The organism is Stenotrophomonas sp. C3(2023) (assembly GCF_032911385.1).
Taxonomy (GTDB): domain Bacteria; phylum Pseudomonadota; class Gammaproteobacteria; order Xanthomonadales; family Xanthomonadaceae; genus Stenotrophomonas.
Map to the genome: position 1 here is coordinate 1,527,017 of NZ_JAWJLO010000001.1, position 24,925 is coordinate 1,551,941.

Genomic DNA, 24,925 nt, shown 5'->3' on the forward strand with positions numbered 1-24,925 from the left:
CTCCATCAAGCGGGGTCGAGCTGACCGCGCACCACGCGCGAATGCAGCGGATTGAAACCAATGCGGTAGACCAGATCTGCCGGGGCGTCGATGTCCCAGATCGCCAGATCGCAGTCCATGCCCACCGCGAGCTGGCCGATGCGATCGGCGCGTCCCAGGGCGCGGGCGGCGTTGCGGGTGAAGCCAGCGATGCACTCGGCCACGGTCAGCCGGAACAGCGTGGCGCCCATGTTCATCGCCAGCAGCGGACTGGTCAGTGGTGAGGTGCCGGGGTTGCAGTCGGTGGCCAGGGCCAGCGGCACTCCCGCCGTGCGCAGCGCCTGCACCGGAGGCAGGGTGGTGTCGCGGGTGAAGTAGAACGCGCCCGGCAGCAGCACGGCGGTGGTGCCTGCAGCCGCCATCGCGGCGATGCCGGCCGCATCCAGATGTTCGATGTGGTCGGCCGAGAGCGCGCCGAAGCTGGCTGCGAGTTCCGCACCCCGCTGGTTGCTCAACTGTTCGGCATGGATCTTCACCGCCAGCCCGTGCGCGCACGCGGCTTCAAACACCTGGCGCGCCTGCGCTGGCGAGAAGGCGATGTTCTCGCAGAACACATCCACCGCTTCGGCCAGGCCCTCGGCGGCGATGGTGGGGATCATCCGGGCGCAGACCTCGTCGATGTATTCCTGCGCCTGGCGGCCCGGCGGGACCGCGTGCGCGCCGAGGAAGGTCGGCACCACGTTGACCGCCATTTCCCTGCCCAGCGACCGGGCGACCTGCAGCTGTTTGCGCTCATCGTCCAGCGTCAGCCCGTAACCGGACTTTATCTCCACTGTGGTCACGCCTTCGGCGCGCATCGCGCGCAGGCGCGGACGGCTCTGTGCGGCCAGCTGCTCGGCCGTTGCCTGCCGCGTGGCGTGCACGGTGGACACAATGCCACCGCCGGCGCGGGCGATCTCGGCGTAGCTCACACCCTGCAGGCGCTGCTCGAACTCATTGGCCCGGTTGCCGGCGTAGACCAGGTGGGTATGGCAGTCGATCAGGCCCGGCGAGACCCACCGGCCCTGACCGTCGATGCGCTGTGCGGCCCGCAGGTGGTCGGCGCTGCCGGCCTGGCCGACATGCACGATCCGGCCCTGATCAGCGGCCAGTACGCCGTCCTCGATGACGCCGAGGGCTTCACCCTGCAGGGTCATCAGGCGGACGTTGAACCACAGGGTGTCGCAGTGCATGGCAGGAACCCGACGCGTGTGCTTATATGTCTATACAATATAGGCCGCACTTTCGAGTTGTCCAGATGACCAGCGCACCTGCATCGACCTTCACCCTGCATGCCGACCACGCCCTGCTTCCCTCAGGGTGGGCGCGCAAGGTGCGCATCACGGTTGCGCAGGGGCGGATCGCGGCAGTCGACGCCGGCCACGCGGCTGCACACGGGGATATCGCCACCGACGTGCTGGTGCCGGGCCTGCCCAATCTGCACAGTCACGCGTTCCAGCGCGGCATGGCCGGGCTCACCGAGATCGGCGGCGGACAAGGCGACAGCTTCTGGAGCTGGCGTGAGCTGATGTACCGGTTCCTTGCCACCCTGCGGCCCGAGGCGATGGAGGCCATCGCCGCCCAGGCTTTCATGGAGATGCTGGAAACCGGCTCGACCCGGGTCGGTGAGTTCCACTATCTGCACCACGATGCCGACGGCGCACCGTACGTACAGCGCGCGCAGATGTGTGAGCGGCTGGCGGCGGCCGCCGCGCAGACCGGCATCGGCCTGACCCTGCTGCCGGTGTTCTATGCGCACGCCGACTTCGGTGGTGCGCCGCCGAACCCGGCGCAGCGGCGATTGATCCATGACGTAGAGGGTTTTGCGCGGTTGCTGGAGGGTGCGCGCGCTGCGCTGGCGCCGCTGCCCGACGCGGTGCTCGGCATCGCGCCGCACAGCCTGCGCGCGGTGACCGGGCAGGAGCTGGCCGCGTTGCTGCCGCTCAACGACGGTCCGGTGCACATCCATATCGCCGAGCAGGTGCGCGAAGTCGAGTCCTGTGTGGCCTGGAGCGGCCTGCGCCCGGTGCAGTGGCTGTACGAACACGTCGCTGTGGATGCGCGCTGGTGCCTGGTGCATGCCACCCATATCGACCAAGCCGAGCGCGCCCGGATGGTGGCCAGCGGTGCGGTGGCCGGGCTTTGTCCGATCACCGAGGCCAACCTCGGCGACGGCCTGTTTCCCATGCAGGCGTTCGCGCGCGAGGGCGGCCGATTCGGGGTGGGCTCGGATTCGAACGTGCTGATCGATGCGGCGCAGGAGCTGCGCCTGCTCGAGTATGGCCAGCGGCTGACCCTGCGGGGGCGCAACGTGCTGGCACCGGATGCCACGCGCAGCAGCGGCCGTTTCCTGTTCGAGGGCGCACTCAATGGTGGGGCGCAGGCGCTGGGCGTGGCGGCCGGCCTTCAGGTCGGCGCGAGCGCCGACCTGCTCGAGCTTGATGCCGGACACCCCGCGATGCTGGGCCGACAGGGCGACGCGCTGCTTGACAGCTGGGTATTCGCCGCACGTAATGGCGCACTGCGCACGGTCTGGCGCCACGGTCAGTGCTGGGTGAGCGAAGGCCGCCATATCCAGCGCGACACCATCACCGCCCGGTTTGCCCAGGCACTGCATGGCCTGCTGGCCTGACCGGGCACTACCGATCACTGCAAGGAGTCTGCCGCGTTGTGACTGCACGCAAGTCCGCCACGCTCAACCAGCGCATCCGTAGCGACCTGGAGCACCGCATCCTCAGTGGTCAGTGGGCGCCGGGCTTCCGCATTCCGTATGAGCACGAGCTGATGGAGCAGTACGGCTGCTCGCGGATGACGGTGAACAAGGTGCTCACTGCGTTGGCCGAAAGCGGGATGATCGAACGCCGCCGCCGTGCCGGATCCTTCGTGGCGCGGCAGTCGCCGCATCTGGAGCAGGTGGCACTGGAGATTCCGGACATCGCCCTGCAGGTGGCAGCCACCGGGCATGCTTATGCCTACCGACTGCTGCAGCGCGAGCTGCGTGCGGCCAGGGCCGACGATGCGGGCGAGCAGGAGCTGGCCGGCAGCGGCGAAGTGCTGGCGATGCGCTGCCTGCACCTGGCCGACGCGCGTCCACTGGCACTGGAACATCGGCTGATCAGCCCGGCCGGTGTGCCTCAGGTGCTGGAGGTGGACTTCGCCGCGACCGCACCGGGCAGCTGGCTGCTGCAGAACGTGTCATGGACGCGCGCGCAGCACCGCATCAGCGCCTGGGGGGCCGATGCAGCCAGCGCCGCGTTGCTGGAAGTGGCCCCGGGAACCGCCTGTCTGGTGATCGAGCGGCACACCTGGCGCGGCGAACAGGCCATCACCCGGGTCAGGCAGATATTTCTCGGCGACGCCTGGGACCTGGTCGCCCGCTTCGCACCGGGCCGCTGAGCCGGCACCGCACCCGCCGGCCCTGGTAGGTGACGACCGTTGGTCGTCACGCCATTGCCCGGGCCTTGGTAGGTGACGACCGTTGGTCGTCACGCCGTTGCACCAGACGGTTCAGAGCGTGGCGCACTGCCGCCAGCGCACCGGCTCATCCACACCCGGACGCGCATTGAGCTGGATGCGCACCGTGCGCAGTGCAGGGTAGCGCAGCACTTCGGCACAGATCAGCGGCCAGATGCGTTCGATATCGCCAGTGCGGTTGATCGCCAGCGTCTGCCGCGTCTGCCAGATACCACTGGCCACGCCGGGAAGCCGCGTGAGCGCCCGCGATAATTCATGCTGGTAGCGCTCCAGCGTCTGCGGATCAGGGTTGAAGTCTTCGCGCGCCGAGGGCGCCTCGTTCGCCCGTGGCACAGGCGTTGCCTCAAGCGGCGCAGCCACCACCGGCGCCTGAACCGCTGCCGCGGCGCGAGCGGTCACCGGCGTCGCCACCGCTGCGCTCGAGGCCCTGCCGCTCACCATCGTCTGATAACCCACGCCCGCCAGCAGGCCCAGCGTACTGGCGGCCAGCGCGGCGATCAGCGTGCGGCGGGTCGCCTCATGGCGTGCCGTGCGCCGCACCTGCGACTCGATGTCACCGGGCAGATACGGTTGCAGCAGCTGCCAAAGCGGGGGGCCATCGATGATCTCCACGCCCTGCTTGACCGCGTTGGACTGGCCATCACCTTCCACCCGCCCTTCGGTGATCAGGATCCCGCCGCGCGCGCCACTGAGCCGGGCCGCAGCACCGAGTTCGTTGATGGCCGCCGTACCGATGCGGTAGGCCAACCCATGCTTGCACGACACCAGCCAGCTGCCCTGTGCGTCGGCGAGCATGAAGTCCGTCTGCGGCCCCAAGGGCGCTCCCGGTTCGGCATCGGTTTCCTGCAGCCCGCGCTGCTCGCGCAGGGCGCGGGTCACCAGTTCGGAAAACTCACGCCAGCGCAGACCTGCCAGCGCCTGCAGGCCCAGCGACATTTCCTTGCGGCGACGCTTGACCAGCCAGAGATAGGCGGCAGCCAGGGAAAAGGCGATCAACGCCAGCGACAGGGCCAGAATCCAGGAGAGCATGCAGACGGGAAGGGGAACGACCGGATGTTGATGACAGTGTAAATGCGGGCGCAGTCGCGGGTTGCGCGTTTCACGCGCTGTTTTGTGACCCGGTGCGGAAAACCACGCACGAAAAACCCGCCGCTGCCAGAACCGTGAGGGGAGGGAACAAACGGCGGAGCAGGGCGGGTTGTGTTCGATTGTGCCCGGGCGTTTGCTGCGTTGCAATACGCTGCACTTGCCGGATAACGCCTCTGCGCCGGTTCGGCACCGGCGCAGCGCCGCCGCCTTACTGCGACTGATGGCTGCCCGGGGTGGGCTCCCCACTGGCCGGGCTGGCCGCATGACTCTCCAGACGGTTCAGGCGCACATTGAGCGCATCGATACGCGCATTGAGGGCGTCGACGTCGGTGGCGCTGGGGACGTGCAGGCGCTTGAGCACACCCTGCACCTTGTCATCAAAGGCCTTCTCGACCTTGTCCCAGGTGCCCGATGCCTTCTGACGCGCTTCGCCGAGCTGCTCTTCGACGTTGTCGCGCCAGTTCGGGCCCTGCTCGCCACCGCGCTCACGACGACGCGCATCCCAGGCCTCGCCTTCCTTCACCAGGCCATCGAAGAAGCGGCTGCCCTCGGCCTGCGCGCGCCCGAAGGCACCCAGGCCAGCCAGCCAGATCTGCTGGGCCGAATCGCTGAAACGACGGGAGAACCGCTCGGCCTGGTCCTGGAAGGAGGCCTTGTCATCGCCATCGCGGGGATCGTGCTCGTCGTACTGGTTCATTGCCGGCTCCTTGTGGGGAATCATGCGGGCAAGCCTACCGGCCCCGGCGATTGCAGCATGTGATGGAGCGCGCGTGGCAGCAGTGGGATTCAGCCCAGCTTTTCCTTCAGTACGCGCTGGATCTCGCTTTCCACCATGCCTTTCATGGCCGAGAGCAGAAAGCCGAGCTTGGCCGTCACCCGCACCGCCCCCTGCTCCAGCGCAATCGCGCCATCGACGCCGCTGCCGTTGAAGTCCAGAACGTCGCCGCGCCAAGTCGACTGCAGGCCAAAACGCTCGGACAGTTTGTCGGCAACCTGCTCGATGGCCTGTCGCGCCTGGTCGTGGGGCAGGGCATGGGCGTGGCGGACATCGATGTTGGACATGGGGGTTCCTGTCTGGCGGTAGTTGGCGTGAGGGTCTGCATTGTGCGCATGCGCGCTGCAAAGGCCAAGCGAATGCGGGTGCTGCTTCTGCACCGGCAGACAACCTGCTAGTCTGCGCCGGTGTATACCCTGCAGCTTCATTTCAGCCCCCCTTCCCAACCCGACTGGCCGCTCAAGGTCGGCGTGCAGCGCATCGTGCGCCTGGCAAACGGCAGCATTGCGGTGGTCGACAGCAGCCACGGCAGCCTGCTGTTGGCCCAGCTCAGTCTCGACGATCGCGGTCTGTGGTTGCAGGTGGCTGCCGGTGTACGTGGCATTCATGTAAACGCGCGGCCGGTACGACGCATGGCGCTGTTGCGCGCCGGCGATGCGATCCATGTGGAGGGCGTGCAGCTGCTGGTGCTGGGCCAGGCCGAGGGTGTGGCACACGCACCTGCGCCGGTGGAATCGGCAGCCGTCGATGACGGCAGCCTGCTGCGCGGTGTGGGCGGGCATCATCATGGTCGCAGCTTCACGCTGCAGCGTCCGCGCATTGTGGGTCGCGGAGCGGATGCGGATATCGACATCGACGAGCCGACCTTCGCTGTACAGCATGCGCGCATCGAGCGGCATGGCGCGCGCGTACTGCTGCGTGATCTGGGCAGCAGTGACGGCAGCCGGGTCAATGGCGTGGCGGTCCGCCACTGTTGGCTGCATGCTGGTGACCAAGTGGTGTTCGAGGGCCAGCATCGGTATGTGCTGGAGGCGCCCAACGATCCGCGGCATCGTCAGCGCCTGCTCGACGCGGGAGCCGAGGTCGAGGCGATTGCCGAGGCGGCTGAGCCCATCGTGCGGCGACGGGTGCGTCGTTGGCCGTGGTTGTTGGCCAGCGCGCTGTTCTTGGCAGGGGTGCTGAGTCTGCTGTTGTGGTTCGGCGCCCGGTGATGAGGTAGGGCCGGGCGCTGCCCGGCACCCGCGCCTGCGGCGGGCCTGGAGCCGGAGCCAGAGCGACGGCAACAGCAACGGCAACAGCGACGGCAACAGCAACAGCAACAGCAACAGCAACGGCGTGTCGTTGTCGTTGGGATGGCGGGCCAGGGTGGACTTGCGGGGGACGGCAAAAACTGCCCCTCCGGGGTCCGGCCCAGCCGCTGGGCGGCTGGGCGTTCGGGCGCTTGCGAAGCGGTGCTTCGCAAGCAAAGCGCCCTCACCCTGCGTGCCTTGTTTCGCGCCTTGCTCGTATGCGCTGTCCTGCGCATACGGCAAGACCGGGGTTAGGCTCCTGCCCAACCCGCCGGACGCATGCGTCCGGCCCATGGCGCTCGACACCCCCGCAAGCCCACCCCGGCCCGCCTCCGACACCGCCCGGCCGCCGCTTTGGTCCGGCCGTCGCTTTGGTAGGTGACGACCGTTGGTCGTCACGCTTCGATTTGGCGGGTCACGGAGCCTCGCCTTCGTGCGGGCCGATGGATACGGATGCAACCAAATTTCCCTGCAAATCAAGGGCCGCAGGCTGGTGCGGTGCGGCATACTAGGGGACTGCTCCCACAGGTGTGACATGACGCGCGCTTACAACTTCAGTGCCGGCCCTGCGACATTGCCGGAATCGGTCCTGCGCCAGGCGCAGGCGGAAATGCTGGAATGGCAGGGTGCTGGCGCCTCCATCGTGGAGATGAGCCATCGCGGTGCCGAGTTCATGGCGGTGGCCGCGCAGGCCGAGGCCGATCTGCGCACGCTGCTGGAGGTGCCGGACGACTATGCCGTGCTGTTTCTTTCCGGCGGCGCCACGACGCAGCAGGCGCTGATTCCGCTCAACCTGGCCAGCGCCGGGCAGCGGGCCGACTATGTGCTCAGCGGCCACTGGGGCAAGACGGCGGTCAAGCAGGCCAGCCCCTACGTCGATGTCCACATCGCCGCCAGCAGCGAAGCGACCGGGTTCCGTGACGTGCCGCCGCCCGCTGATTGGCAGCTGTCGACCGATGCGGCCTATGTGCACATCACCGCCAACGAAACCATCCACGGTGTCCAATACCGTACGGTGCCCGACACGGGTGCGGTCCCGCTGGTGGCCGATTTCAGCTCGTCCATCGCCAGCGAGCCGCTGGATGTGCGCCGCTATGGGGTGATCTACGCCGGTGCGCAGAAAAACCTTGGGCCGGTCGGGCTGACCGTGGTGCTGATCCGCCGCGATCTGCTTGAGCGCAGCGGGCAGGCACGTGCGGACATCTTCGATTACCGCTCCCACGCCGCGCGCGATTCCATGCTCAACACCCCCCCCACCTGGAACTGGTACCTGGCCGGGCTGATGTTCAAATGGATGCTGGACGAGGGCGGCGTGCAGGTGTTTGCCGCGCGCAATGCCATCAAGGCCGGCCTGGTCTATGGCGCCATTGACACCTCTGGCGGCTTCTACCGAAACGAGGTGGTGCCCTCGGCACGTTCGCGGATGAACATTCCGTTCTTCCTGGCCGATGCCACGCTGGAGGCGCGCTTCGTTGCCGAGGCCAAGGCGGGCGGGCTGCTGGCGCTGAAGGGCCACAAAGCGGTCGGCGGTATCCGTGCGTCGCTGTACAACGCCATGCCGGTGGCCGGGGCGCAGGCGCTGGTTGCCTTCATGGCCGATTTCCAGCAGCGTCACGGTTGAGTATTTCCGGCGCGCGCCGCTCGCGCGTGCCTTCGCAGCAAGGATCATCAATGGCAAGCAAACCCGCCAGGCCGGCTTCGAAAGCCGCCACGTCCAAGACCCGGTCTGCTACCGCGCCGGCACCTGCCGCCAGCACCAAACCGGTGCTGTCGGATGTGCGCGCCAAGATCGACCAGATCGACCGTGACATCCAGGCGTTGATCGCCGAGCGCGCCCGCTTTGCCCATCAGGTCGGCAAGGCCAAGGGCAAGCTGGCCGCTGCAGTGGACTATTACCGCCCCGAGCGTGAGGCGCAGGTGCTGCGCATGGTGGTGGACCGCAACGAGGGCCCGCTCAGCGACGAGCTGCTGGTGCATGTCTACCGCGAGATCATGTCAGCCTGTCTTGCCCAGCAGGAACCGTTGAAGATCGGTTTCCTCGGCCCCGAGGGCACCTTCAGCCAGCAGGCCGTGCTCAAGCACTTTGGCCGCTCGGCACTGGGCCTGCCGATGGCCAGCATCGAGGAGGTGTTCCAGGAAGTTGAAGCGGGCAATGCCGACTTCGGCGTGGTGCCAGTGGAGAACTCCGGGCAGGGCACGATCCAGATCACCCTGGACATGTTCCTGACCTCCAACCTGAAAATCTGCGGCGAGGTGGAACTGCGCGTGCAGCAGTTCCTGATGTCGCGCAGCGGCCGGCTGGAAGACATCGAGCGCGTCTACGCGCATCCGCAGTCGTTCATGCAGACCTCGGCCTGGCTGCGCGCCAACCTGCCCAACGCCGAGAAGATCCCGGTTTCCAGCAATGCCGAAGGCGCGCGCCGGGCACGCAATGCCGATGATGCGGCCGCCATTGGCGGCGAGAGCGCAGGGCATGTGTACGGGCTGAAGAAGGTGGTGACCAGGCCCATCCAGAACGATGCCGACAACACCACCCGCTTCCTCGTGGTGGGCCGCACCATCTTCCCGACCTCTGGCCACGACCGCACCTCGGTGCTGGTGTTCATCCATGACAAGCCCGGTGCGCTGTTCGATGTGCTCAGCCCGTTCGCCCGCCACGGCATCAGCATGAACCGCATCGAGTCGCGTCCTTCGCATCACGGCAAGTGGGAATACGGCTTTTTCATCGACCTGGCCGGCCATATCGACGATGCGCCGATGCAGGCCGCGCTGGCCGAACTGGAAGCGCACTCGGCACAGATCAAGGTGCTCGGCTCCTATCCGGTGGCTGTGCCCTGATGGCCGAGACGGTCATGCGCCGTCTCCTTTGCAGCACCGCCGGCACGCCGGCGTCCATGGAACGATCAAGACGATGAGCAACGCGCAACACTGGATCGCCCGTAAGGGCACGCCGCTGCAGGGCAGCCTGACCATCCCGGGCGACAAGTCGGTTTCGCACCGGGCGGTGATGTTTGCCGCGCTGGCAGATGGCACCTCCACCATTGAAGGCTTCCTCGAAGGCGAAGACACCCGGGCCACGGCCCGTATCTTCAGCCAGCTCGGTGTGCGCATCGAAACGCCGTCGGCTTCGCGTCGGGTGGTGCATGGGGTGGGCATCGACGGCCTGCAGGCCCCGAGCGCGCCGCTGGACTGCGGTAACGCCGGTACCGGCATGCGGTTGCTGGCCGGGCTGCTGGCTGGCCAACGCTTTGACAGCACACTGGTCGGCGATGAGTCCCTCTCCGGGCGCCCGATGCGCCGCGTGACCGGCCCGCTGGCCCAGATGGGCGCACAGATCGACACGCAGGACGACGGCACCCCGCCGCTGCATGTGCATGGCGGCCAGCCGCTGCGCGGGATCGCGTTCGCCTCACCGGTGGCCAGTGCCCAGGTGAAGTCGGCGGTGCTGCTGGCCGGGCTGTACGCGCAGGGCGAAACGTCGGTGAGCGAACCGCATCCCACCCGCGACTACACCGAGCGCATGCTCGCCGCGTTCGGCGTGGATATCACGTTCTCTCCCGGCCAGGCGCGCCTGCGCGGCGGCCAGCGTCTGCACGCCACCGATATCGTGGTGCCGGCCGATTTTTCCTCGGCGGCCTTCTATCTGGTGGCCGCCAGCATCATCCCAGGCTCGGTGCTGCGCCTGAAGCAGGTGGGGCTCAATCCCCGTCGTACCGGCCTGCTGCACGCCCTGCGCCTGATGGGCGCGGACATCACCGAGGAAAACGCGGCCGAGCAGGGCGGTGAGCCGGTGGCCGATCTGGTCGTACGTCACGCGCCATTGAAGGGGGCGCGTATTCCCGAAGCGCTGGTGCCGGACATGATCGACGAGTTCCCGGCGCTGTTCGTGGCCGCCGCGGCCGCGCAGGGACATACCGTGGTCAGCGGCGCGGCCGAGCTGAGGGTCAAGGAATCCGATAGGCTCGCGGCGATGGCCACCGGCCTGCGCGCACTTGGCATGCGCGTGGATGAAACCGAAGACGGTGCCACGCTGCACGGCGGCGCCAACCTGGGCAGCGGCACCATCGAAAGCCATGGGGATCATCGCATCGCGATGGCCTTCGCCATTGCCGGCCAGATCAGCAGCGGTCAGGTGCGGATCAATGATGTCGCCAACGTAGCGACTTCATTCCCCGGCTTCGATGACCTCGCCAGGGGTGCCGGTTTCGCGCTGGAAAGCGCGCCCTGAATTACAGGGATACGCTGCCTGTGAGCCGCACGGAACGCTGATGAAAACGGGCCGACCCAAAGGCCGGCCCGTCGATAGTATCGGCGTTATAGCGGTTGCTTAGCGCGCGGTGCGGAAGTCGACCGGCACTCGGACCACGCTGGCCACTGCCTTGCCATCCTTCATCGCTGGCTCGAAGCGCCACTGATTCACCGCGCTGAGAACAGCACGATCCAGCTCGCGGCTGCGCTCGCCGCTGCGCGACACGATGGAGGCCTCATCAACCCGGCCATCCACACCGACCTTCAGGCTGGCCACCACACTGCCCTGCACGCCGTTGCGCAGGGCGATGGCGGGGTAGTCAGGCTTGGCGTTTGAGGCCAGCGGCTGGGCCTGACGGTCACGTACCGGTGCGGCCGCGCGCTGTGTGGGAGCCGTTGCACGTGGCTGGCTCGTCACTGCGCGTTCGGCAGCCGCGGCCGGCGCGGCGGGCAGCATGCGCTCGCTGGTCGGTGCCGCAGCAGTCGGCGCAGTGTTGTGGGTGCGCAGCCAGAGCAGTGCAGCGGCGAACATCGCCACGATCAAGGCAATCCACAGCAGGGGCGGGCTGCCACGGCGGCGTTGGGCGTCGTGAGCTTCGATATGTGAGGTACCCGCCATGTGCGGGGCTTGTGTAATGGGCATGGCCATACTCCTCTGGTTCAAGCGACGGCGACGCGTCGTTGGCCGGAAGTGTTGCCTGCGCGGGCTGTCTGGGGCGTAAGCGCCGCGTCAACGCAGCGCATAGGATTCAGGTTGGCGCAAAGCCAGGATTCAGGCTTCCGCCGCAAGAGCGCACTACTGGGCGGGCTTGAAATCAAACGGCACTTCGATGGTGCCGGGCGCCGGCTGACCGTTGCTCATCGCGGGGGTGAACCGCCACTGGCGTACCGCATCGGTGGCGGCACGATCCAGCTCGCGCGAACCGCTGCGCTCGATTACCGCCACGTTATACGGGCGGCCGGTCGCATCCACGTCCACCCGCAGCACCACCGTGCCCGCATCCCCCCGGCGCAAGGCGGCCGGCGGATACCGCGGCGGGGGCGACTGGCCGGCGATCGGCAGCGGGCGGTCATTGTTGACCGGCGAAGGCGTGCTTTCCGAAGGCAGGGGGGTAGCGTCCACCGTCGGCGGGGGCGGGGTGGCCTCCACCAGCTTGGGAACCTCTTCGTCGGCTGCCGGCGGGCGCGCATCGGGCATGTCGCTGGAACCGGCTGCGGCGGCGAGCGGCTCGGGCAGCGGCGCCAGGTCAACTGCATGCTCGGGCGCCGTGGCGGCCGGGTCGGCCTTGTAGAACCCCTTGTCGCGGTTTGCCAGCCAGACGGCACCAAACAGCAACAGGCCGGCGCCAAAGGCGATCCCGGCGATCTTCAGGCTGTTGCGGGGAATCTCCAGGGTGAACGACTTGCCGGACGATGAGCGGGAAGCAGGCATGGGGCTGACCAGTACGGAACACCACGATTCTGGCACAGCGCAAATGAACCAGCGGCAGAAATCGGCATAACAGGCGATAATCAGGCTCCCGTTACAGAACCGACCTTTCCCATGCTCGATCCAGCCCTGCTTCGCCAACAGCCCGCCGACCTTGCCGAGCGCCTGCGCTCCAGCCGCGGTTTCGAGCTGGACGTGTCCGCGCTGGAGTCGCTGGAAGCCGACCGCAAGCGCATCCAGGTGCGCACCCAGGAACTGCAGAGCCTGCGCAACAGCCGCTCCAAGGCGATCGGCCAGGCCAAGGCCAAGGGCGAAGATGTCTCGGCGATCATGGCCGAAGTCGCTGCCTTCGCTGACGAATTGAAGGCCTCGGAAGTGGCGCTGGACGAACTGCGCGAGAAGATCGACGCACTCGCCATGGTCATCCCGAACCTGCCTGCTGATGATGTGCCCGCCGGCGCTGATGAAAATGACAACGTCGAGCAGGCGCGCTGGGGTACCCCGCGCAGCTTCGACTTCAAGGTGCTGGACCATGTCGAGCTGGGCGCGCGCAATGGCTGGCTGGATGCTGAAACGGCAGCCAAGCTGTCCGGCTCGCGCTTCACCGTGCTGCGCGGGCCGATCGCCCGCCTGCACCGCGCGCTGGCCCAGTTCATGCTGGACCTGCACGTGGGCGAGCACGGCTATGAAGAAACCAACGTGCCGCTGCTGGTGAACGCCGAGTCGCTGCGCGGCACCGGCCAGCTGCCCAAGTTCGAGGACGACCTGTTCCAGACCGCCGTGGGTGACTCCCCGCGCTACCTGATTCCCACCTCAGAAGTGCCGCTGACCAACATCGTGCGCGAGGAGATCATCGACGCCGAGCGTCTGCCGCTGCGCATGACCGCCCACTCGATGTGCTTCCGCGCCGAGGCCGGCAGCGGCGGGCGCGACGTACGCGGGATGATCCGCCAGCATCAGTTCGAGAAGGTCGAGCTGGTCACCGCCTGCCGTGCCGAAGACAGCGAGGCCGAACATCAGCGCATGACCCGTTGCGCCGAAGTGGTGCTGGAAAAGCTGGGGCTGCCGTACCGCAAGGTGCTGCTGTGCACCGGTGACATGGGCTTCTCGGCGGTGAAGACCTACGACCTGGAAGTGTGGCTGCCCTCACAGGACACCTACCGCGAGATTTCCTCGTGCTCCAACACCGGCGATTTCCAGGCCCGGCGCATGCAGGCGCGCTGGCGCAATCCGGCCACCGGCAAGCCGGAGCTGCTGCACACGCTCAACGGCTCCGGTGTGGCGGTAGGCCGCGCCATGATCGCGGTGATGGAGAACTACCAGAACGCCGACGGCTCGGTCACCGTGCCGGACGTACTGCGCCCGTACATGGGCGGCCTGCAGACCATCGCCTGAGCGGCGCGCCGGCCGCCGCGCCCTGTCGTCTGCCTGACATACGTCGTAACAGAAACGGCCCTGCAGAGCAGGGCCGTGGGCGGGCTGGAACCTCGATGAAACGGGGGAGGGGAGAGGTCCAGCCCGGGCCGCCGGCCGACGAGGATCCGCCGACTGCCCTTGAACGTGCCCGACGCGATCAGGCCGCGGCCAGCTCCGCGTCCGGCAGCGATGCCAGCGCCGCGGCAATGGCGTCTTCGCGGTGCTTGGGCGAGAAGGCGATGCCTTCAGCGCGCACGTACTCGATCTCGTTGATGCCCATGAAGGCAAACAACTGGCGCAGCAACGGTTCCTGGAAGTCGGCCGGCGAGTCGGTGTAGATGCCGCCACGGCTGCTGACCACGATGACCCGCTTGCCACCGGCCAGGCCCACGGCGCCCGCCTCGGTGTACTTGAACGTGCGACCGGCCACGGCCACCCGGTCGATCCAGGCCTTGAGCGTGGAAGGAATGGTGAAGTTGTACATCGGCGCACCGATGACCAGCACGTCGGCGGCAAGGAACTCCTCCATCACCTTCTCCGCCTCGGTCGCCTCGGCCGCGTCAAGCTGTGCCAGCGAACCACTGCGCAGGTGCGGCAGCGGGTTGGCATCCAGGTCGCGATAGGTCACCTGCACGTCATCGGCCTGCGCCTGGAAGCGTGCCACCACCGCGGCGGTGAGCTGGCGGGACACCGAGTTTTCGCCAAGGACGCTGGCATCGAGATGGAGAAGCTTCATGGCAATCACCTGTTGTAGGGAGGGGCGGGATGTCCGCCGACAGGAGCCACGATAGAATGTTGCCAATTTAGGATAAAGGTGCTTGAATGCCACGTATTGTTCTACCCATGGAACTCGGGCATGCACGACCTCAACGATCTCTATTACTTTGCCATGGTCGTGGACCACGGCGGTTTCGCCGCAGCCGAACGCGCGCTGGGCATCCCCAAGTCCCGTCTGAGCCGACGCATCAGCCAGCTGGAGACGGATCTGGGCGTGCGCCTGTTGCAGCGCTCCACGCGCCGCTTCGCAGTGACCGACGTGGGCATGAGCGTACACCGTCATGCGCAGACCATGCTCGCCGAAGCGCAGGCCGCGCGCGAAGTGGTGGACCGCCTCAGCGCCGAACCGCGCGGCGTGGTGCGCGCCAGCGTGCCGGTGTCGCTGGCGCAGATGCAGCTGCCCAAGCTGCTGCCGAAGTTCCTTGAGCAGTATCCGAAGGTGCGCCTGCAGCTGAACATCAGCAACCGCCGCGTGGACATCATCAACGAAGGCTACGACGTCGCGCTGCGCGTGCGTTCGCGGCTGGACGACGACGGCAGCCTGGTGATGCGCAGCTTCGGCCAGGTGCAGGAGCTGCTGGTGGCCAGTCCCAAATACCTGGACCGTGCCGGGCGCCCGAAGGACCCGGACGAACTGACCAGCCACGTGACCCTGAGCATCAGCGAGGACGAAGCGCGCCAGCGCTGGGAGCTGCACGGGCCCGAGGGCGCCGTTCGCCGCGTGGACCTGCAGCCGCGTGTGGCCGGATTTGATTTTCCGCTGCTGCAGAGCATGGTCAAGGACGGTTTCGGCATCACCATGCTGCCAGAAACCGTCTGCGCCGAAGCCGTGCGCAACGGCGAGCTGGAAGTGGTGCTGCCCGACTGGTCGCTGCCGCAGGGCATCTGCCACGCCGTATTTGCCTCGCGTCGCGGCCTGCTTCCGGCGGTGCGGGTGTTCATCGACTTCCTGGCCGAGCACCTTCCCCCGCAGCTGGAAGCCTCCCGGCTGGACTGCGGCGGCGCCTGCGAGCGCGCCAAAGAGAAGATCAAGGCCAGCGCCCTGGGCGCCCTGGCCGTCGACGCCGGCTGACCGGCGCCGATGGTCTTGGGAAACCCGCGCTGACATGCGAGAATGCGCACCCGGCCCCGTGCCGGACCGCACAGGGAGAGATGGCCGAGCGGTTTAAGGCACCGGTCTTGAAAACCGGCGAAGGGTCAAACCTTCCGTGGGTTCGAATCCCACTCTCTCCGCCAGATACGCAAAGCGCCCCGGAAGGGGCGTTTTGCGTATCTGGCGGAGAGAGTGGCTGCCGAAGCTGTGCGGGTTCGACGGATTCGCCCGGAGCGAATCCGGACAGCCGCATGGCTGGCCCTGCAGCGCGTGCGCTGCAGGGTTGTGCCCATGGATGGGCACAACAATCCCACGCGGCGTATCCGGTCGCTGTTTGCCGCTCTCGCGCAAAGCGCCCCGGAAGGGGCGTTTTGCGTATATGTCGGAGAGAGTGGCTGCCGAAGCTGCGCGGGTTCGACGTGTGCCTCATACGGAAGTTCTACTGGTCAGACGTCAGCTCTTGATCAAAGACGCCCCTGAGGTTGGAAAACGCGATTCGCCCGATCGATCGCACTGTCTTCAGTCGGTTTCAGCTCGATTTCTCATCGGCGATGGCTCGTGATCATCCGTCAAAACGACCATGAAGAGCGAGCACCGTCACGCATCCAGATGCACATCGTTGAAGGGTGTGGTTGAAGTGCCGATAGTCGCGCACCCCATGACATCGGAAGTGCGCTGTGTCTTTGATAATTTGGCTGCGTGGATTGCCACCACTAACACTTGTGGCATCAATCTGCTTGACGCCTGATGCAGTCTTCGCGGAAGAAATAGGGCCGCGTTGGATAGTTGAAAATAGCGGCCGGTCCTACAGCTCCGAACGTGCGGCGCAGTCTGCGATTATTGGCGAGTTTGAGAAAGGCGGCGGTGCGCTTGCGTGGGGCCTTAGTCAGCAGAAATCGATAAAAGACGGAACACGTTATTACTACACGCCGCAACCTATGGCAGCCAGCTATTCTGAATGGGGTTTCTATGGGAAATCCGAGGCCGAGCTTGTTGAAGAGATGCGTAGAAAAAATGCCAGTGACGCAGGCTGCCCTGCAGCATCTGTAGAATACAAGTGGCCACCGGATGAACATGCCACAAGCAAGTGGACATCCGCCCGGATCACGCGCTACAGCTCGCCCCCCCGATGCGTGGCGCACAGAGTCCAGGAGCAGCTCTATGTTACCCGTGAGCGGTACTGCCCAAAGCAACGTTACGTGTGGAACGATCAACAACGGGCCTGCGTTCTTCACGCAAGCGTGTGGCTGGGCCAGTTCACCTATATAGGCGAGCGCCTCACCTCCGGCTGTACGGTGGGAAACCCATGTAATCCTGCCAACGGCGACAAGCACCAGACGGAGACGGATCTGGCGCTGTCCTGGCTGGCGTTCCGTCGCGATTACCACTCTGCCAATTCAACTGCCAACAGTGCCCTGGGGCCAGGCTGGACGCACCAGCACAATCTGCGACTTTCCTTCGACTGGAAAACGCCGGCGACCCTTACTGCCGCAGACGGCAGCCAGCGGGGCATCAGTAAGCGGGGAGACCTGTTCGTTCTCGATGACGAAAGTGGCGAAGTGCTACACCGTGAAGGCGACGACGTGCTTCTTCTGCGTGCCGATGACGTCCTGCGCTTCAATCGGGAAGGCTTGTTAACCGAGCGCCGCCATCGCAACGGCAGCGTGCTGGCGTACCGGTACAACGCGTCACAACAATTGGTTTCAATTACCGACTCAAGCGCAAGGTCCCTCGAGGTCACCTACGGAGCCGGTAGTGAGCGAAACCTCATCACCGCGCTTAGCGTGGATGGAAACGTACTGGTGCGCTATGGTTACACTGAAGGCCTGCTGGCCACCGTAACCTATGCCGATGGTAGCACTCGTCGGTATCACTACGAAAACCCCGATTTCCCCACTCATCTCACCGGCATCACCGCCGAGGACGGCCAGCGATTTAGCTGGTACGGCTACGACGCGAAGGGACGTGTGACCTGCAGCCAGCACTCGCCAGGCTGCGCCGACCTAGCGCTGGGCACCGCCGGCGTTCGCCTAGAGTACCCGGCCGATGGCTCCAGTATTGTCACCGATGCGCTGGGAAACAGAACGGTTTTCGGCTGGACTGGCGGAAGGACCGGTGTGCCGCGGCAGTTGTCCAGCATCATCGATGACGCAGGCACACAGAGCCGCCAGTACGAGGCCCAAGGCCAGCGACGGCTGCGCAGTGCAGTGGACCGCAACGGCGTCCGTACCCGCTACGACTACGCACAATCCAGCACCCAACGCAGCACCACGATCACCCAAGCTGACGACACCGCACACCAGCGCGTCACAACCCTGACATACGACCTAGCCAGCAACCGGCTTGCACATGTAGTACGTGCTGGCCGCAGGACGAAACATCTCTATAACGCCGCCCTGCAACCGACGCGGACCGAGACCCGGGACAGCAATGGCGTGCTGCTGCGCGCCTCGCAGATGGATTACTGCGAGGCCGCCAGCGCCGACTGTGGCTATGCCGGGCAGCTGCACCAGTACACCGACCCCAACGGCAACATCACGCGCTGGACCTACTACGGCAAGGATGATGCTGGCTGCAGCCCCGACGGCGACGGCAATCGCGGACGCTGTAACTATCGCATGGGCGATCTGCACCAGAGCATCAACGCGCTCGGGCAGGTCACCACCAACGAGGCATATGATGCGCTGGGGCGCGTACAGCGCCAACGCGATGCCAACGGTGTGCTCACCGAGTTCACGTATCACCCGCGCGGCTGGCTGGCCAGCGTGACTGTGCGTGGCGCATCAGCCGAGCAGGATCGCACGACCACGTTGGACTGGACCCCGTTCGGCAAGCTGCGGCGCGTGACCCGGCCTGAGGGCGGCAGCGTAACCTGGCTCTATAACAGCGCCCAGCAGTTGACCGATGTGGTCGACGGCGCCGGCAACAGCATCAGCTACACCCTGGACAAGCAGGGTAACCGCATCGGTGAGAGCTTCTTCGATCCCCAGGATCAGTTGCGATACGCCCTGGGCCGTACCTTCAACACGCTTGGGCTGATGGACAGCAGTGCCGATGCGGCCGGTAACATCACCCGCTACGCGTACGATCCTCAGGGCAACCTGGAGGAGATCGCCGATCCACTCGGACGCGTCACACGAACCCACTACGACGCGCTGGACCGCCCGGATCACATCACCGCCGACGCCACCGGTTTGAGCGCCATCGTCGCGATGGACCACACCGCAGACGACGCATTGCGCAGCTTTACCGACCCCAAGCGCCTGGTCACCCGATACGCGCATGATGCGTTGGGCCAAGCAAGTGGACTGCAGAGCCCGGACAGCGGCAATGCCGCGCTCAAGCGCGATGCCAATGGCAACGTCACCGAGCGCACCGACGCACGCGGTGTCACCACGACCTATCGCTACGATGCACTCGACCGCCTCACCTCCAGCAGCGGCCCCGATCCTGCGTTGGATGTGGCCTACCGCTACGATGTGGCAAACAGCGGCTGCCCGACGGAGGAGCGCTTTGCGGTGGGTCGGCTCAGCGAGGTCATTCATGCCCGCGGCAGCACAGTGTACTGCCATGATCGCTTCGGCCAGGTGACACGGAAGATTCAGACCGTGGACGGCCACAGTCTGCAGCTGCACTATGCGTACAACAAGGATGGGCAACGCATTGCCGTGGAGTTGCCCGATGGCAGCCGAGCAGAGTACCAACGGGCAACGCAGGGGGAGATCAGCGGGATCACCCTTCAGCGGCCGGGCGCGCAGCGCCAGACGCTGGTGCAGCAGGTGGAATATGCACTCTTCGGGCCAGTGACTGGCTGGACCTACGGCAATGGACGTCGCCTGCGGCGCCCACTGGACGCCAGCTACCGCGTGCAGGGCGTTGTAGATGCACGCCCGGGTGGCCTAGCGCTGGGCTACACCTACGACGCTGCCGGACAGTTGCAGACCCTGCACGAAGGCCCAGCCGGGCGCGTGCTGGCCAGCTACCAGTACGACGGGCTCGGTCGCCTCACGCAGGCCAGCAATGGCAAGGGCGAACCCCTGCAGCAGTACCGTTGGGATGGCACCGGCAACCGGATATCATCGGCCAATGACGACGGGACGCTGGCGTATCACTATCCAGCTACCAGCCACCGTCTGCAGAGTGCCGGGCAGGACGAGCGCAGCTACGACGCGAACGGCAACACCTTGTCCATGGGCAGCCATCGGATGACCTACAACGCGGCCAACCGCATGGAGGCGGTGTACCAAGGCGACACCTTGCAGGAGCGCTACAGCTACAACCACGTGGGCGAGCGCATTCTGCGCGAGCCCACCGACGGCGCGCCGGTGCAGACGCTGTATGACGAGCAGGGCCACTGGGTGGGCGACTACGCCGCCGACGGTAGCCCAATCAAGCAGGCAATCTGGCTCGACGATTACCCGGTAGCACTGCTCGGCCCGCAGACGCAGGCGGCATCACTGGCGTATGTCGAGCCCGACCACCTGGGCACACCCCGGGTGGTGATTGACAGCGAGCGCGACGTGGCGATCTGGCGCTGGCCGCTGGAACGGGATGCGTTTGGCGCGCATGCGCCAGAGGAAGATCCGGACGGCGACGGTGTGGCGTACGTACTGAACCTGCGCTTCCCGGGCCAGCAGTACACGCAGGCGACAGGGCTGTACTACAACTATCAGCGTGATCTGGATGCCACCACGGGGCGGTATGTGCAGAGTGATCCGATCGGGCTGGCGGGCGGGATCAGCACGTATGGGTATGTTGGGGGAAATCCGCTAGCGACCATGGACCCCGAGGGATTGGAGGGGATTGGACCGTGGTCATTTCCACCCGGGCCGGCGCGCGATAATTACATGAAGAGTTTGCAAGGGCCCCGAGGGCCGGACTTCATTGAAGCGTCTGCTTCCCTGTACTTCTTTCAATTGAGCTTTGCCATGAGTCGTAGTGGGCGTGTGTTCTATTCGAAAGGACTGGCGAGAGGATATCCAAACCCGGTTCGGGGCTTTGGTATCTCATTGGACGCGGGCTATCTTTTAAACTCATGTGCAGACGTGGATGACATGCGCGCTGCGTCGGACAGATTTCTAACGGGCCTTGGGTACTCAGTGTCTGCGGGCTATGGGTTAAGCCTCGGTGGCGCCTACTCGCCAGGCAACGGCGGGGCCGTGAAGTTGGGACTTGGGATGGGGGTCCAAGCATCGCCGGGGTCTTTCGCAGAAGCGACGGAATGGTCGGTGCCGGGATGGTGAGTCCAAGAGTAAGATTTGTATTGATGTGCATTGGTTTGTGTATGTTTGTGTGGGTAAACTCGCAATCCTACAAACATCAAAAGTACCTTGACTCGATTCCTTTCTATACCGAGACGCAGATGAAATTCGAACTGAAAAGATTCGTCTATGCTGCGAGCGGTGTCGAGGCAGGTGAGATCAGGCATTGGCAGAAATATAGGTCATATGCCTATGTGGCCTCTAAGGTTAACTCAATAAACCCTGTAGTCATCGACGACAACCGATTGCGGGATATTCGTTGGGAGCGCGTTTCGTCTGCAACGACGCGGGCAGGTACGCTTTACTGCAAGCCCCCGTTGGTTGCGGAGGTCACGGCGGATTCTTTGCGCACGCGTATGAATGTGTCAATGCGATGGGGGGATGCTGATTCAGTATGTGGAAGATAGCGTCTGTCCGGCAAAGCAGCTGGGCAATGGCTGCGTGGCCAGCTGGGCTCGTAAAGTGTTTTGAACTCTGCCTTGGCTCACTAGGGGAGTAACTTGAATGATCGATGTCGGCGTTGTTAAGAAACCAAAAGTCAGATTGCTCCTGACAATAGTCGCCTTGACCATGGTGGTGTCCGCAAACGTGGCGGGATACAGGCATCAAAAGTACTTGAACTCGATACCATTCTATAGCGAGGCGCAGCTGCGGTCTGAGCTTGAAAGGTTCGTCCACGCTGCGGTCGGCTCTGACGTCGCGATAGGCCGGGTCAGGCATGCACAAAAGTACAGGTCATACGCCTATCTTTACGCTGAGATTGAGCTGGCGCATCCCATCGTTATCAAGGAAGACGACCTCGCTGGAATCAGTTGGAAGCGTGCCTCATCACTCGCGGAGGGAACGAAGGCGGTGTACTGCAAGCCGCCTCTCGTCGCAGAGATAGCACTGGACCCGTCGCGCAGGCGGGCAGACGTTTCACTGCGCTGGGGAGATGCGGACTCAGCCCGGTGCTAGCGCGGGTGCACCAGGCGGACGCGGCTTGCTGGAATCTGCAAGCGCTCAATACTGTGAGAAAAGATGCGTGTGAAATGAGGCGTACAGCTATCGATGGGAGAATGAAGCGGGATATCGCAGCATTTTTGCTCGCGTTTATTGGCTTCGCGATGCTCGTGCTGCTCAGGAAGTTGCAGATATGGTCGGCTCCCTTGTACTTCATGTTTGCAATCTGGTTGCTGGGCGCAGCAGCTGTTGCTGATTTCTAGGGTCGCACTTGGGAAAAGCTTCGTGAGTCACGTGGCAAATGATTCAGGACACGGTTCGCCCATCGACAGCGAGAGTAACGGCGCTGTGGCGATCTCGCTTTGGCCACTGAAACGGTAGCCGTTTGGCGCCGATGTGCCGGAGGAACGCGCCGCGCTGTCTACGGCGTTGCAGGTCCTGTTCGACAGACAGGCGATGTCGGCGCGACGCTATCCGCACTCACAACTCAAGCGCCATGTCCCACCGATCCAGCCCCGCGCCATAACCATCCGGCGTCACCGCCGTTGCCACAAACCCAAAGCGCGCATAGAACCCCTGCGTGTGCTGGCTGGTATCCAGGACGATCCGCTCGACGCCGGGTGTCAGGCGCACAGCGTCCAGCCGCGCCAACAGCAGCTTCGTTCCCAGCCCCTGTCCATGCAGCGCTGGATCCACCATGCCCCAGCCCAGGCTGGCAGTTCGTCCATCCAGGCTGATCGAATGGCCTGCGCAGCCCACCACCTCACCGCACCGCTCAACAACGCAGTAGTGCCACTGGGCGGCGTGGTGGAGCAGAAAACGGACGAAATCAGGCCGTTCACTGGCGCCGAAGAACGTCGGCACATTGCGGTCGAACACGGCCAGGCACGCATCGCTGTCCTCAGGACGATACGGGCGAACCACGCGCTCGACTGCAGGCTGCATCACACGCACGGCGCGCTAGCGCCCGCCCTGGAACCGGAAGCTGAAGCGCGCCTGGGGTGCCGCGTCGCTGCCGTCGATGTGAGCCGGCGTCGCCTCCACCAGCGTCAACATGCCATCGGCAACAGGCACCGGCGTGCCGAGGGTGAGATCCATTTCCCTGGACCAACCGCCGCCCAATGCGGTCGCGCGGATGATCAATCGGCCGGCATGAACGCACTGGACGTCGGCAGGGCAGCGGCTGTCTTCGATGATCCGGTCAGGGCGGACCTGCAGACCATCGACGGCAGCCAGCTGACCCAGGCCCACGGGACCTTCGACCGGTGCGTGTGCAACGCGGCCCTTTGCCGCACAGCCGCCGAGCAACAGGGCGACGAGCGTGGGAAGCATCAGTGAGCGCATTGAGGTGTGTCCTTCTGAAACTGGCATGTCGTTGATCGGGCAATTGAACCACAGCTGGCCAGTCGTGTAGCAGGACAGGTTGCATCACCAGCACAGTCCGGCCCGGCGGATGCATGCGGTTGGATGCTCCCTGACACACCCACGTAACATGGCCCGCGCAGGCTACCGCGTTTGACGCCTCGCGGTAGCTGCCAAGCGGTGAACAGCCAACGCATCTGGGAAAAGAGCTTCGATCTGCGCCGCCGCTTGCTGCGCGGGTTCTTTGTCCGCCGCGGTGCGGCCCACGCTGACGCCGAGGACCTTGCGCAGGAGGTGTACCTGCGGCTGCTACGCACCACCGGCGAGCATGCCGCGGCCATCGAGAATCCGGAGGCCTATCTGTTCACTGTCGCGGCCAATCTGGCGCGTGAGCAGGCGCGCACCCGGGCCGCGCTGCCTGCACTGGACGATGTGGACCTGTTGGCTGAGGTGTTGGAGAGTGAACAGGACATCGAGGGCGAGTTCGAGCGCGCCCAGCGCTGGAGCGCGATCAGCGCGGCCATCGCTCGACTGCCGCTCACCACCCGACGCGTGATGGAGCTCCATTACCGCGAGGGCCTGGACTGCATGCGGATCAGTACGCAGCTTGATGTCTCGGTGCACATGATCCGCAAGCATGTCGGCAAAGGCCTCGCGGCCTGCCGCAGTGCGCTTGACTCCAGGGACGCGCCATGAACGCCCAGCAGGGTGCGCCTGCTTGCGCTGATCTTGCAGCGCAGGCCACTGCATGGTTTGTGCGCAACCGGCAGGGGCCGCTGAGCGCGCAGGAGAAGGCGGACCTGTTGATGTGGCTGCAGGGCTCGCCTGAGCATGTTCGAGCCTACCTGCGGGTGCTGCAACTGCACGGCGATGTCGGCGCGGCGATGGCGCGACCCGTGCGGGCCCTTGCTTCTGCCACGCAAGTACCCGCCGCGCGCGGCAAGGTTGTGTCCCTGTTCGGCGAAGCGCCAGCGCCCAGCGTGCCTTATCCGGTGCATCGGTATCGCCGCCGCGTGGTGGGAATGGCCGCCGCTGCCGGCCTTGTGGCCATCGGCATCGTGACGCTGCCTGTGCTCTGGCCGCAGACGCAGGTCTACAGCGCTGCGCATGGGCAGGTGCGCGAGCTGCGGCTGGCCGACAACACGCAGCTGCGGCTCAACGCTGACACTGAGGTACGGGTGCGCATGGGATGGCTGGCGCGACGGGTGGAACTGTTGCGCGGCGAAGCCAGCTTCGATATCGCCGCCGGTCGCCGTCCGTTCCGGGTCCAGGTGGACGGCCTGGAAATCCGGGATATCGGCACGGTGTTTGATGTATCGCGTCGCCTGCAGGACACCCGCGTCGGTGTGGTGTCCGGTGCGGTCGAGGTATGGAGTGGTATCCAGGGGCAGCGCCTGGCCCAGCTCACGGCTGGGGAAGTGGTGAAGGTAAGCCACGGCAGTCACGCCGTGCATGCGCTCGACGTGTCCGCCGAACAGCTGTTGGACTGGCAGCGTGGAAAGATCAGTTTCACCGACGAGCGGCTCGACGAGGTGGCAGCCGCATTCAACCGGCACAACCGGATCCAGGTCGTTGTGGAGGACGAGACGGCGGCAGCGGCGCGCCTCTCCGGCAGCCTCGATGCCAACCACATCGGTGCGCTGCACGCGGTTCTCGTACGCGATCCACGTTTTATCGTGCGCCGTAGCGACGAGCAGATACGCATTGCCGCTCGCTGAAGCGTCAAGGCGAAGGTTGTCAGAAAAAATTCAT

At 65.4% G+C, this 24,925-nt stretch carries 21 protein-coding genes, 1 tRNA gene and 1 pseudogene; 14 read left to right on the forward strand and 9 right to left on the reverse strand.

Annotation, left to right across the window (positions count from 1 at the left end; translation table 11 throughout):
* Window positions 1–5: 5 nt before the first annotated feature.
* On the reverse strand, window positions 6–1,211 hold the full coding sequence (gene hutI, locus RZA67_RS06635; RefSeq protein WP_317211906.1) for an imidazolonepropionase: 1,206 nt from the start codon (window positions 1,209–1,211) through the stop codon (window positions 6–8).
* A gap of 65 nt (window positions 1,212–1,276) precedes the next feature.
* On the opposite strand from hutI, the gene RZA67_RS06640 reads away from it, so the two are divergent.
* Both RZA67_RS06640 and hutC read left to right on the forward strand, forming a co-directional pair.
* On the forward strand, window positions 1,277–2,650 hold the full coding sequence (locus RZA67_RS06640; protein WP_317211907.1) for a formimidoylglutamate deiminase: 1,374 nt from the start codon (window positions 1,277–1,279) through the stop codon (window positions 2,648–2,650).
* Window positions 2,634–3,414 (forward strand): annotated as a pseudogene (gene hutC / locus RZA67_RS06645) (histidine utilization repressor). Before RZA67_RS06640 ends, hutC begins: the two are co-directional and overlap by 17 nt.
* Before the next feature lie 111 nt (window positions 3,415–3,525).
* Here the strand turns inward: hutC and RZA67_RS06650 are convergent.
* The 3 genes from RZA67_RS06650 to RZA67_RS06660 all read right to left on the reverse strand — a co-directional run bounded on the left by RZA67_RS06650 (window position 3,526) and on the right by RZA67_RS06660 (window position 5,643).
* The gene (locus RZA67_RS06650) at window positions 3,526–4,521 is read right to left on the reverse strand and encodes a restriction endonuclease (protein WP_317211908.1); all 996 of its coding nucleotides are present in this window, start codon (window positions 4,519–4,521) and stop codon (window positions 3,526–3,528) included.
* A 268-nt stretch (window positions 4,522–4,789) separates the two neighbouring features.
* Entirely contained in the window at window positions 4,790–5,278 is a 489-nt protein-coding gene (locus RZA67_RS06655; protein ID WP_317211909.1) for a phasin family protein, read from the reverse strand.
* An 89-nt stretch (window positions 5,279–5,367) separates the two neighbouring features.
* On the reverse strand, window positions 5,368–5,643 hold the full coding sequence (locus RZA67_RS06660) for a polyhydroxyalkanoic acid system family protein (protein WP_317211910.1): 276 nt from the start codon (window positions 5,641–5,643) through the stop codon (window positions 5,368–5,370).
* 120 nt (window positions 5,644–5,763) lie between these two features.
* Between RZA67_RS06660 and RZA67_RS06665 the strand changes: the two genes are divergently transcribed.
* From RZA67_RS06665 to aroA, 4 genes are all read left to right on the forward strand, one after another.
* Window positions 5,764–6,567, forward strand: coding sequence for an FHA domain-containing protein (locus RZA67_RS06665; protein ID WP_317211911.1), 804 nt, complete (start codon window positions 5,764–5,766; stop codon window positions 6,565–6,567).
* A 613-nt stretch (window positions 6,568–7,180) separates the two neighbouring features.
* Window positions 7,181–8,266, forward strand: coding sequence for a 3-phosphoserine/phosphohydroxythreonine transaminase (gene serC / locus RZA67_RS06670; protein WP_317211912.1), 1,086 nt, complete (start codon window positions 7,181–7,183; stop codon window positions 8,264–8,266).
* A 50-nt stretch (window positions 8,267–8,316) separates the two neighbouring features.
* Window positions 8,317–9,483 (forward strand): prephenate dehydratase, encoded by a 1,167-nt coding sequence (gene pheA, locus RZA67_RS06675; RefSeq protein WP_317211913.1) that lies wholly within the window; start codon window positions 8,317–8,319, stop codon window positions 9,481–9,483.
* Between the two features lie 73 nt (window positions 9,484–9,556).
* The gene (gene aroA, locus RZA67_RS06680; RefSeq protein ID WP_317211914.1) at window positions 9,557–10,873 is read left to right on the forward strand and encodes a 3-phosphoshikimate 1-carboxyvinyltransferase; all 1,317 of its coding nucleotides are present in this window, start codon (window positions 9,557–9,559) and stop codon (window positions 10,871–10,873) included.
* Window positions 10,874–10,972: 99 nt separating this feature from the next.
* Here aroA and RZA67_RS06685 read toward each other — a convergent pair whose 3' ends face one another.
* Both RZA67_RS06685 and RZA67_RS06690 read right to left on the reverse strand, forming a co-directional pair.
* Window positions 10,973–11,536, reverse strand: a complete 564-nt coding sequence (locus tag RZA67_RS06685; RefSeq protein ID WP_317211915.1) for an energy transducer TonB — start codon at window positions 11,534–11,536, stop codon at window positions 10,973–10,975.
* Between the two features lie 153 nt (window positions 11,537–11,689).
* The gene (locus RZA67_RS06690; protein WP_317211916.1) at window positions 11,690–12,325 is read right to left on the reverse strand and encodes a TonB family protein; all 636 of its coding nucleotides are present in this window, start codon (window positions 12,323–12,325) and stop codon (window positions 11,690–11,692) included.
* A gap of 111 nt (window positions 12,326–12,436) precedes the next feature.
* On the opposite strand from RZA67_RS06690, the gene serS reads away from it, so the two are divergent.
* Window positions 12,437–13,717 carry a serine--tRNA ligase gene (gene serS, locus RZA67_RS06695; protein ID WP_317211917.1) on the forward strand — a complete coding sequence of 427 codons (1,281 nt, stop codon included), beginning with the start codon at window positions 12,437–12,439 and terminating at the stop codon, window positions 13,715–13,717.
* A gap of 178 nt (window positions 13,718–13,895) precedes the next feature.
* Here the strand turns inward: serS and RZA67_RS06700 are convergent, their stop codons facing one another.
* Window positions 13,896–14,474: an NAD(P)H-dependent oxidoreductase gene (locus RZA67_RS06700; RefSeq protein ID WP_317211918.1), complete on the reverse strand. Its 579-nt coding sequence runs from the start codon at window positions 14,472–14,474 to the stop codon at window positions 13,896–13,898.
* 120 nt (window positions 14,475–14,594) lie between these two features.
* On the opposite strand from RZA67_RS06700, the gene RZA67_RS06705 reads away from it, so the two are divergent.
* From RZA67_RS06705 to RZA67_RS06725, 5 genes are all read left to right on the forward strand, one after another.
* On the forward strand, window positions 14,595–15,587 hold the full coding sequence (locus tag RZA67_RS06705; RefSeq protein WP_317211919.1) for a LysR family transcriptional regulator: 993 nt from the start codon (window positions 14,595–14,597) through the stop codon (window positions 15,585–15,587).
* A gap of 74 nt (window positions 15,588–15,661) precedes the next feature.
* Window positions 15,662–15,751 (forward strand) — tRNA-Ser (locus RZA67_RS06710).
* 594 nt (window positions 15,752–16,345) lie between these two features.
* Window positions 16,346–20,851, forward strand: a complete 4,506-nt coding sequence (locus RZA67_RS06715; protein WP_317211920.1) for an RHS repeat-associated core domain-containing protein — start codon at window positions 16,346–16,348, stop codon at window positions 20,849–20,851.
* Between the two features lie 522 nt (window positions 20,852–21,373).
* Window positions 21,374–21,826 (forward strand): hypothetical protein, encoded by a 453-nt coding sequence (locus tag RZA67_RS06720; RefSeq protein ID WP_317211921.1) that lies wholly within the window; start codon window positions 21,374–21,376, stop codon window positions 21,824–21,826.
* 101 nt (window positions 21,827–21,927) lie between these two features.
* Entirely contained in the window at window positions 21,928–22,074 is a 147-nt protein-coding gene (locus RZA67_RS06725) for a hypothetical protein (protein ID WP_317211922.1), read from the forward strand.
* A gap of 217 nt (window positions 22,075–22,291) precedes the next feature.
* On the opposite strand, the gene RZA67_RS06730 is transcribed toward RZA67_RS06725, so the two are convergent.
* Together RZA67_RS06730 and RZA67_RS06735 are read right to left on the reverse strand one after the other, a co-directional pair.
* A complete protein-coding gene (locus RZA67_RS06730) occupies window positions 22,292–22,756 on the reverse strand; it encodes a GNAT family N-acetyltransferase (protein ID WP_317213928.1) in 465 nt (154 codons plus the stop codon).
* A 15-nt stretch (window positions 22,757–22,771) separates the two neighbouring features.
* A complete protein-coding gene (locus RZA67_RS06735) occupies window positions 22,772–23,155 on the reverse strand; it encodes a hypothetical protein (protein ID WP_317211923.1) in 384 nt (127 codons plus the stop codon).
* A 198-nt stretch (window positions 23,156–23,353) separates the two neighbouring features.
* On the opposite strand from RZA67_RS06735, the gene RZA67_RS06740 reads away from it, so the two are divergent.
* A complete protein-coding gene (locus tag RZA67_RS06740) occupies window positions 23,354–23,869 on the forward strand; it encodes a sigma-70 family RNA polymerase sigma factor (protein WP_317211925.1) in 516 nt (171 codons plus the stop codon).
* Window positions 23,866–24,891: a FecR domain-containing protein gene (locus RZA67_RS06745; protein ID WP_317211926.1), complete on the forward strand. Its 1,026-nt coding sequence runs from the start codon at window positions 23,866–23,868 to the stop codon at window positions 24,889–24,891. Before RZA67_RS06740 ends, RZA67_RS06745 begins: the two co-directional genes overlap by 4 nt.
* Window positions 24,892–24,925 lie beyond the last annotated feature (34 nt).

Bases quoted from the DNA above. Each gene is read 5' to 3' on its own strand.
- RZA67_RS06735 (WP_317211923.1), bottom strand. From the start codon at position 23,155: ATGCGCTCACTGATGCTTCCCACGCTCGTCGCCCTGTTGCTCGGCGGC.
- serC (WP_317211912.1), top strand. From the start codon at position 7,181: ATGACGCGCGCTTACAACTTCAGTGCCGGCCCTGCGACATTGCCGGAA.
- RZA67_RS06720 (WP_317211921.1), top strand. From the start codon at position 21,374: ATGATCGATGTCGGCGTTGTTAAGAAACCAAAAGTCAGATTGCTCCTG.
- RZA67_RS06700 (WP_317211918.1), bottom strand. From the start codon at position 14,474: ATGAAGCTTCTCCATCTCGATGCCAGCGTCCTTGGCGAAAACTCGGTG.
- RZA67_RS06730 (WP_317213928.1), bottom strand. From the start codon at position 22,756: ATGCAGCCTGCAGTCGAGCGCGTGGTTCGCCCGTATCGTCCTGAGGAC.
- serS (WP_317211917.1), top strand. From the start codon at position 12,437: ATGCTCGATCCAGCCCTGCTTCGCCAACAGCCCGCCGACCTTGCCGAG.
- RZA67_RS06685 (WP_317211915.1), bottom strand. From the start codon at position 11,536: ATGCCCATTACACAAGCCCCGCACATGGCGGGTACCTCACATATCGAA.
- RZA67_RS06705 (WP_317211919.1), top strand. From the start codon at position 14,595: ATGCACGACCTCAACGATCTCTATTACTTTGCCATGGTCGTGGACCAC.
- RZA67_RS06745 (WP_317211926.1), top strand. From the start codon at position 23,866: ATGAACGCCCAGCAGGGTGCGCCTGCTTGCGCTGATCTTGCAGCGCAG.
- RZA67_RS06650 (WP_317211908.1), bottom strand. From the start codon at position 4,521: ATGCTCTCCTGGATTCTGGCCCTGTCGCTGGCGTTGATCGCCTTTTCC.
- RZA67_RS06690 (WP_317211916.1), bottom strand. From the start codon at position 12,325: ATGCCTGCTTCCCGCTCATCGTCCGGCAAGTCGTTCACCCTGGAGATT.
- RZA67_RS06725 (WP_317211922.1), top strand. From the start codon at position 21,928: ATGAAGCGGGATATCGCAGCATTTTTGCTCGCGTTTATTGGCTTCGCG.
- hutI (WP_317211906.1), bottom strand. From the start codon at position 1,211: ATGCACTGCGACACCCTGTGGTTCAACGTCCGCCTGATGACCCTGCAG.
- RZA67_RS06655 (WP_317211909.1), bottom strand. From the start codon at position 5,278: ATGAACCAGTACGACGAGCACGATCCCCGCGATGGCGATGACAAGGCC.
- RZA67_RS06660 (WP_317211910.1), bottom strand. From the start codon at position 5,643: ATGTCCAACATCGATGTCCGCCACGCCCATGCCCTGCCCCACGACCAG.
- aroA (WP_317211914.1), top strand. From the start codon at position 9,557: ATGAGCAACGCGCAACACTGGATCGCCCGTAAGGGCACGCCGCTGCAG.
- pheA (WP_317211913.1), top strand. From the start codon at position 8,317: ATGGCAAGCAAACCCGCCAGGCCGGCTTCGAAAGCCGCCACGTCCAAG.
- RZA67_RS06640 (WP_317211907.1), top strand. From the start codon at position 1,277: ATGACCAGCGCACCTGCATCGACCTTCACCCTGCATGCCGACCACGCC.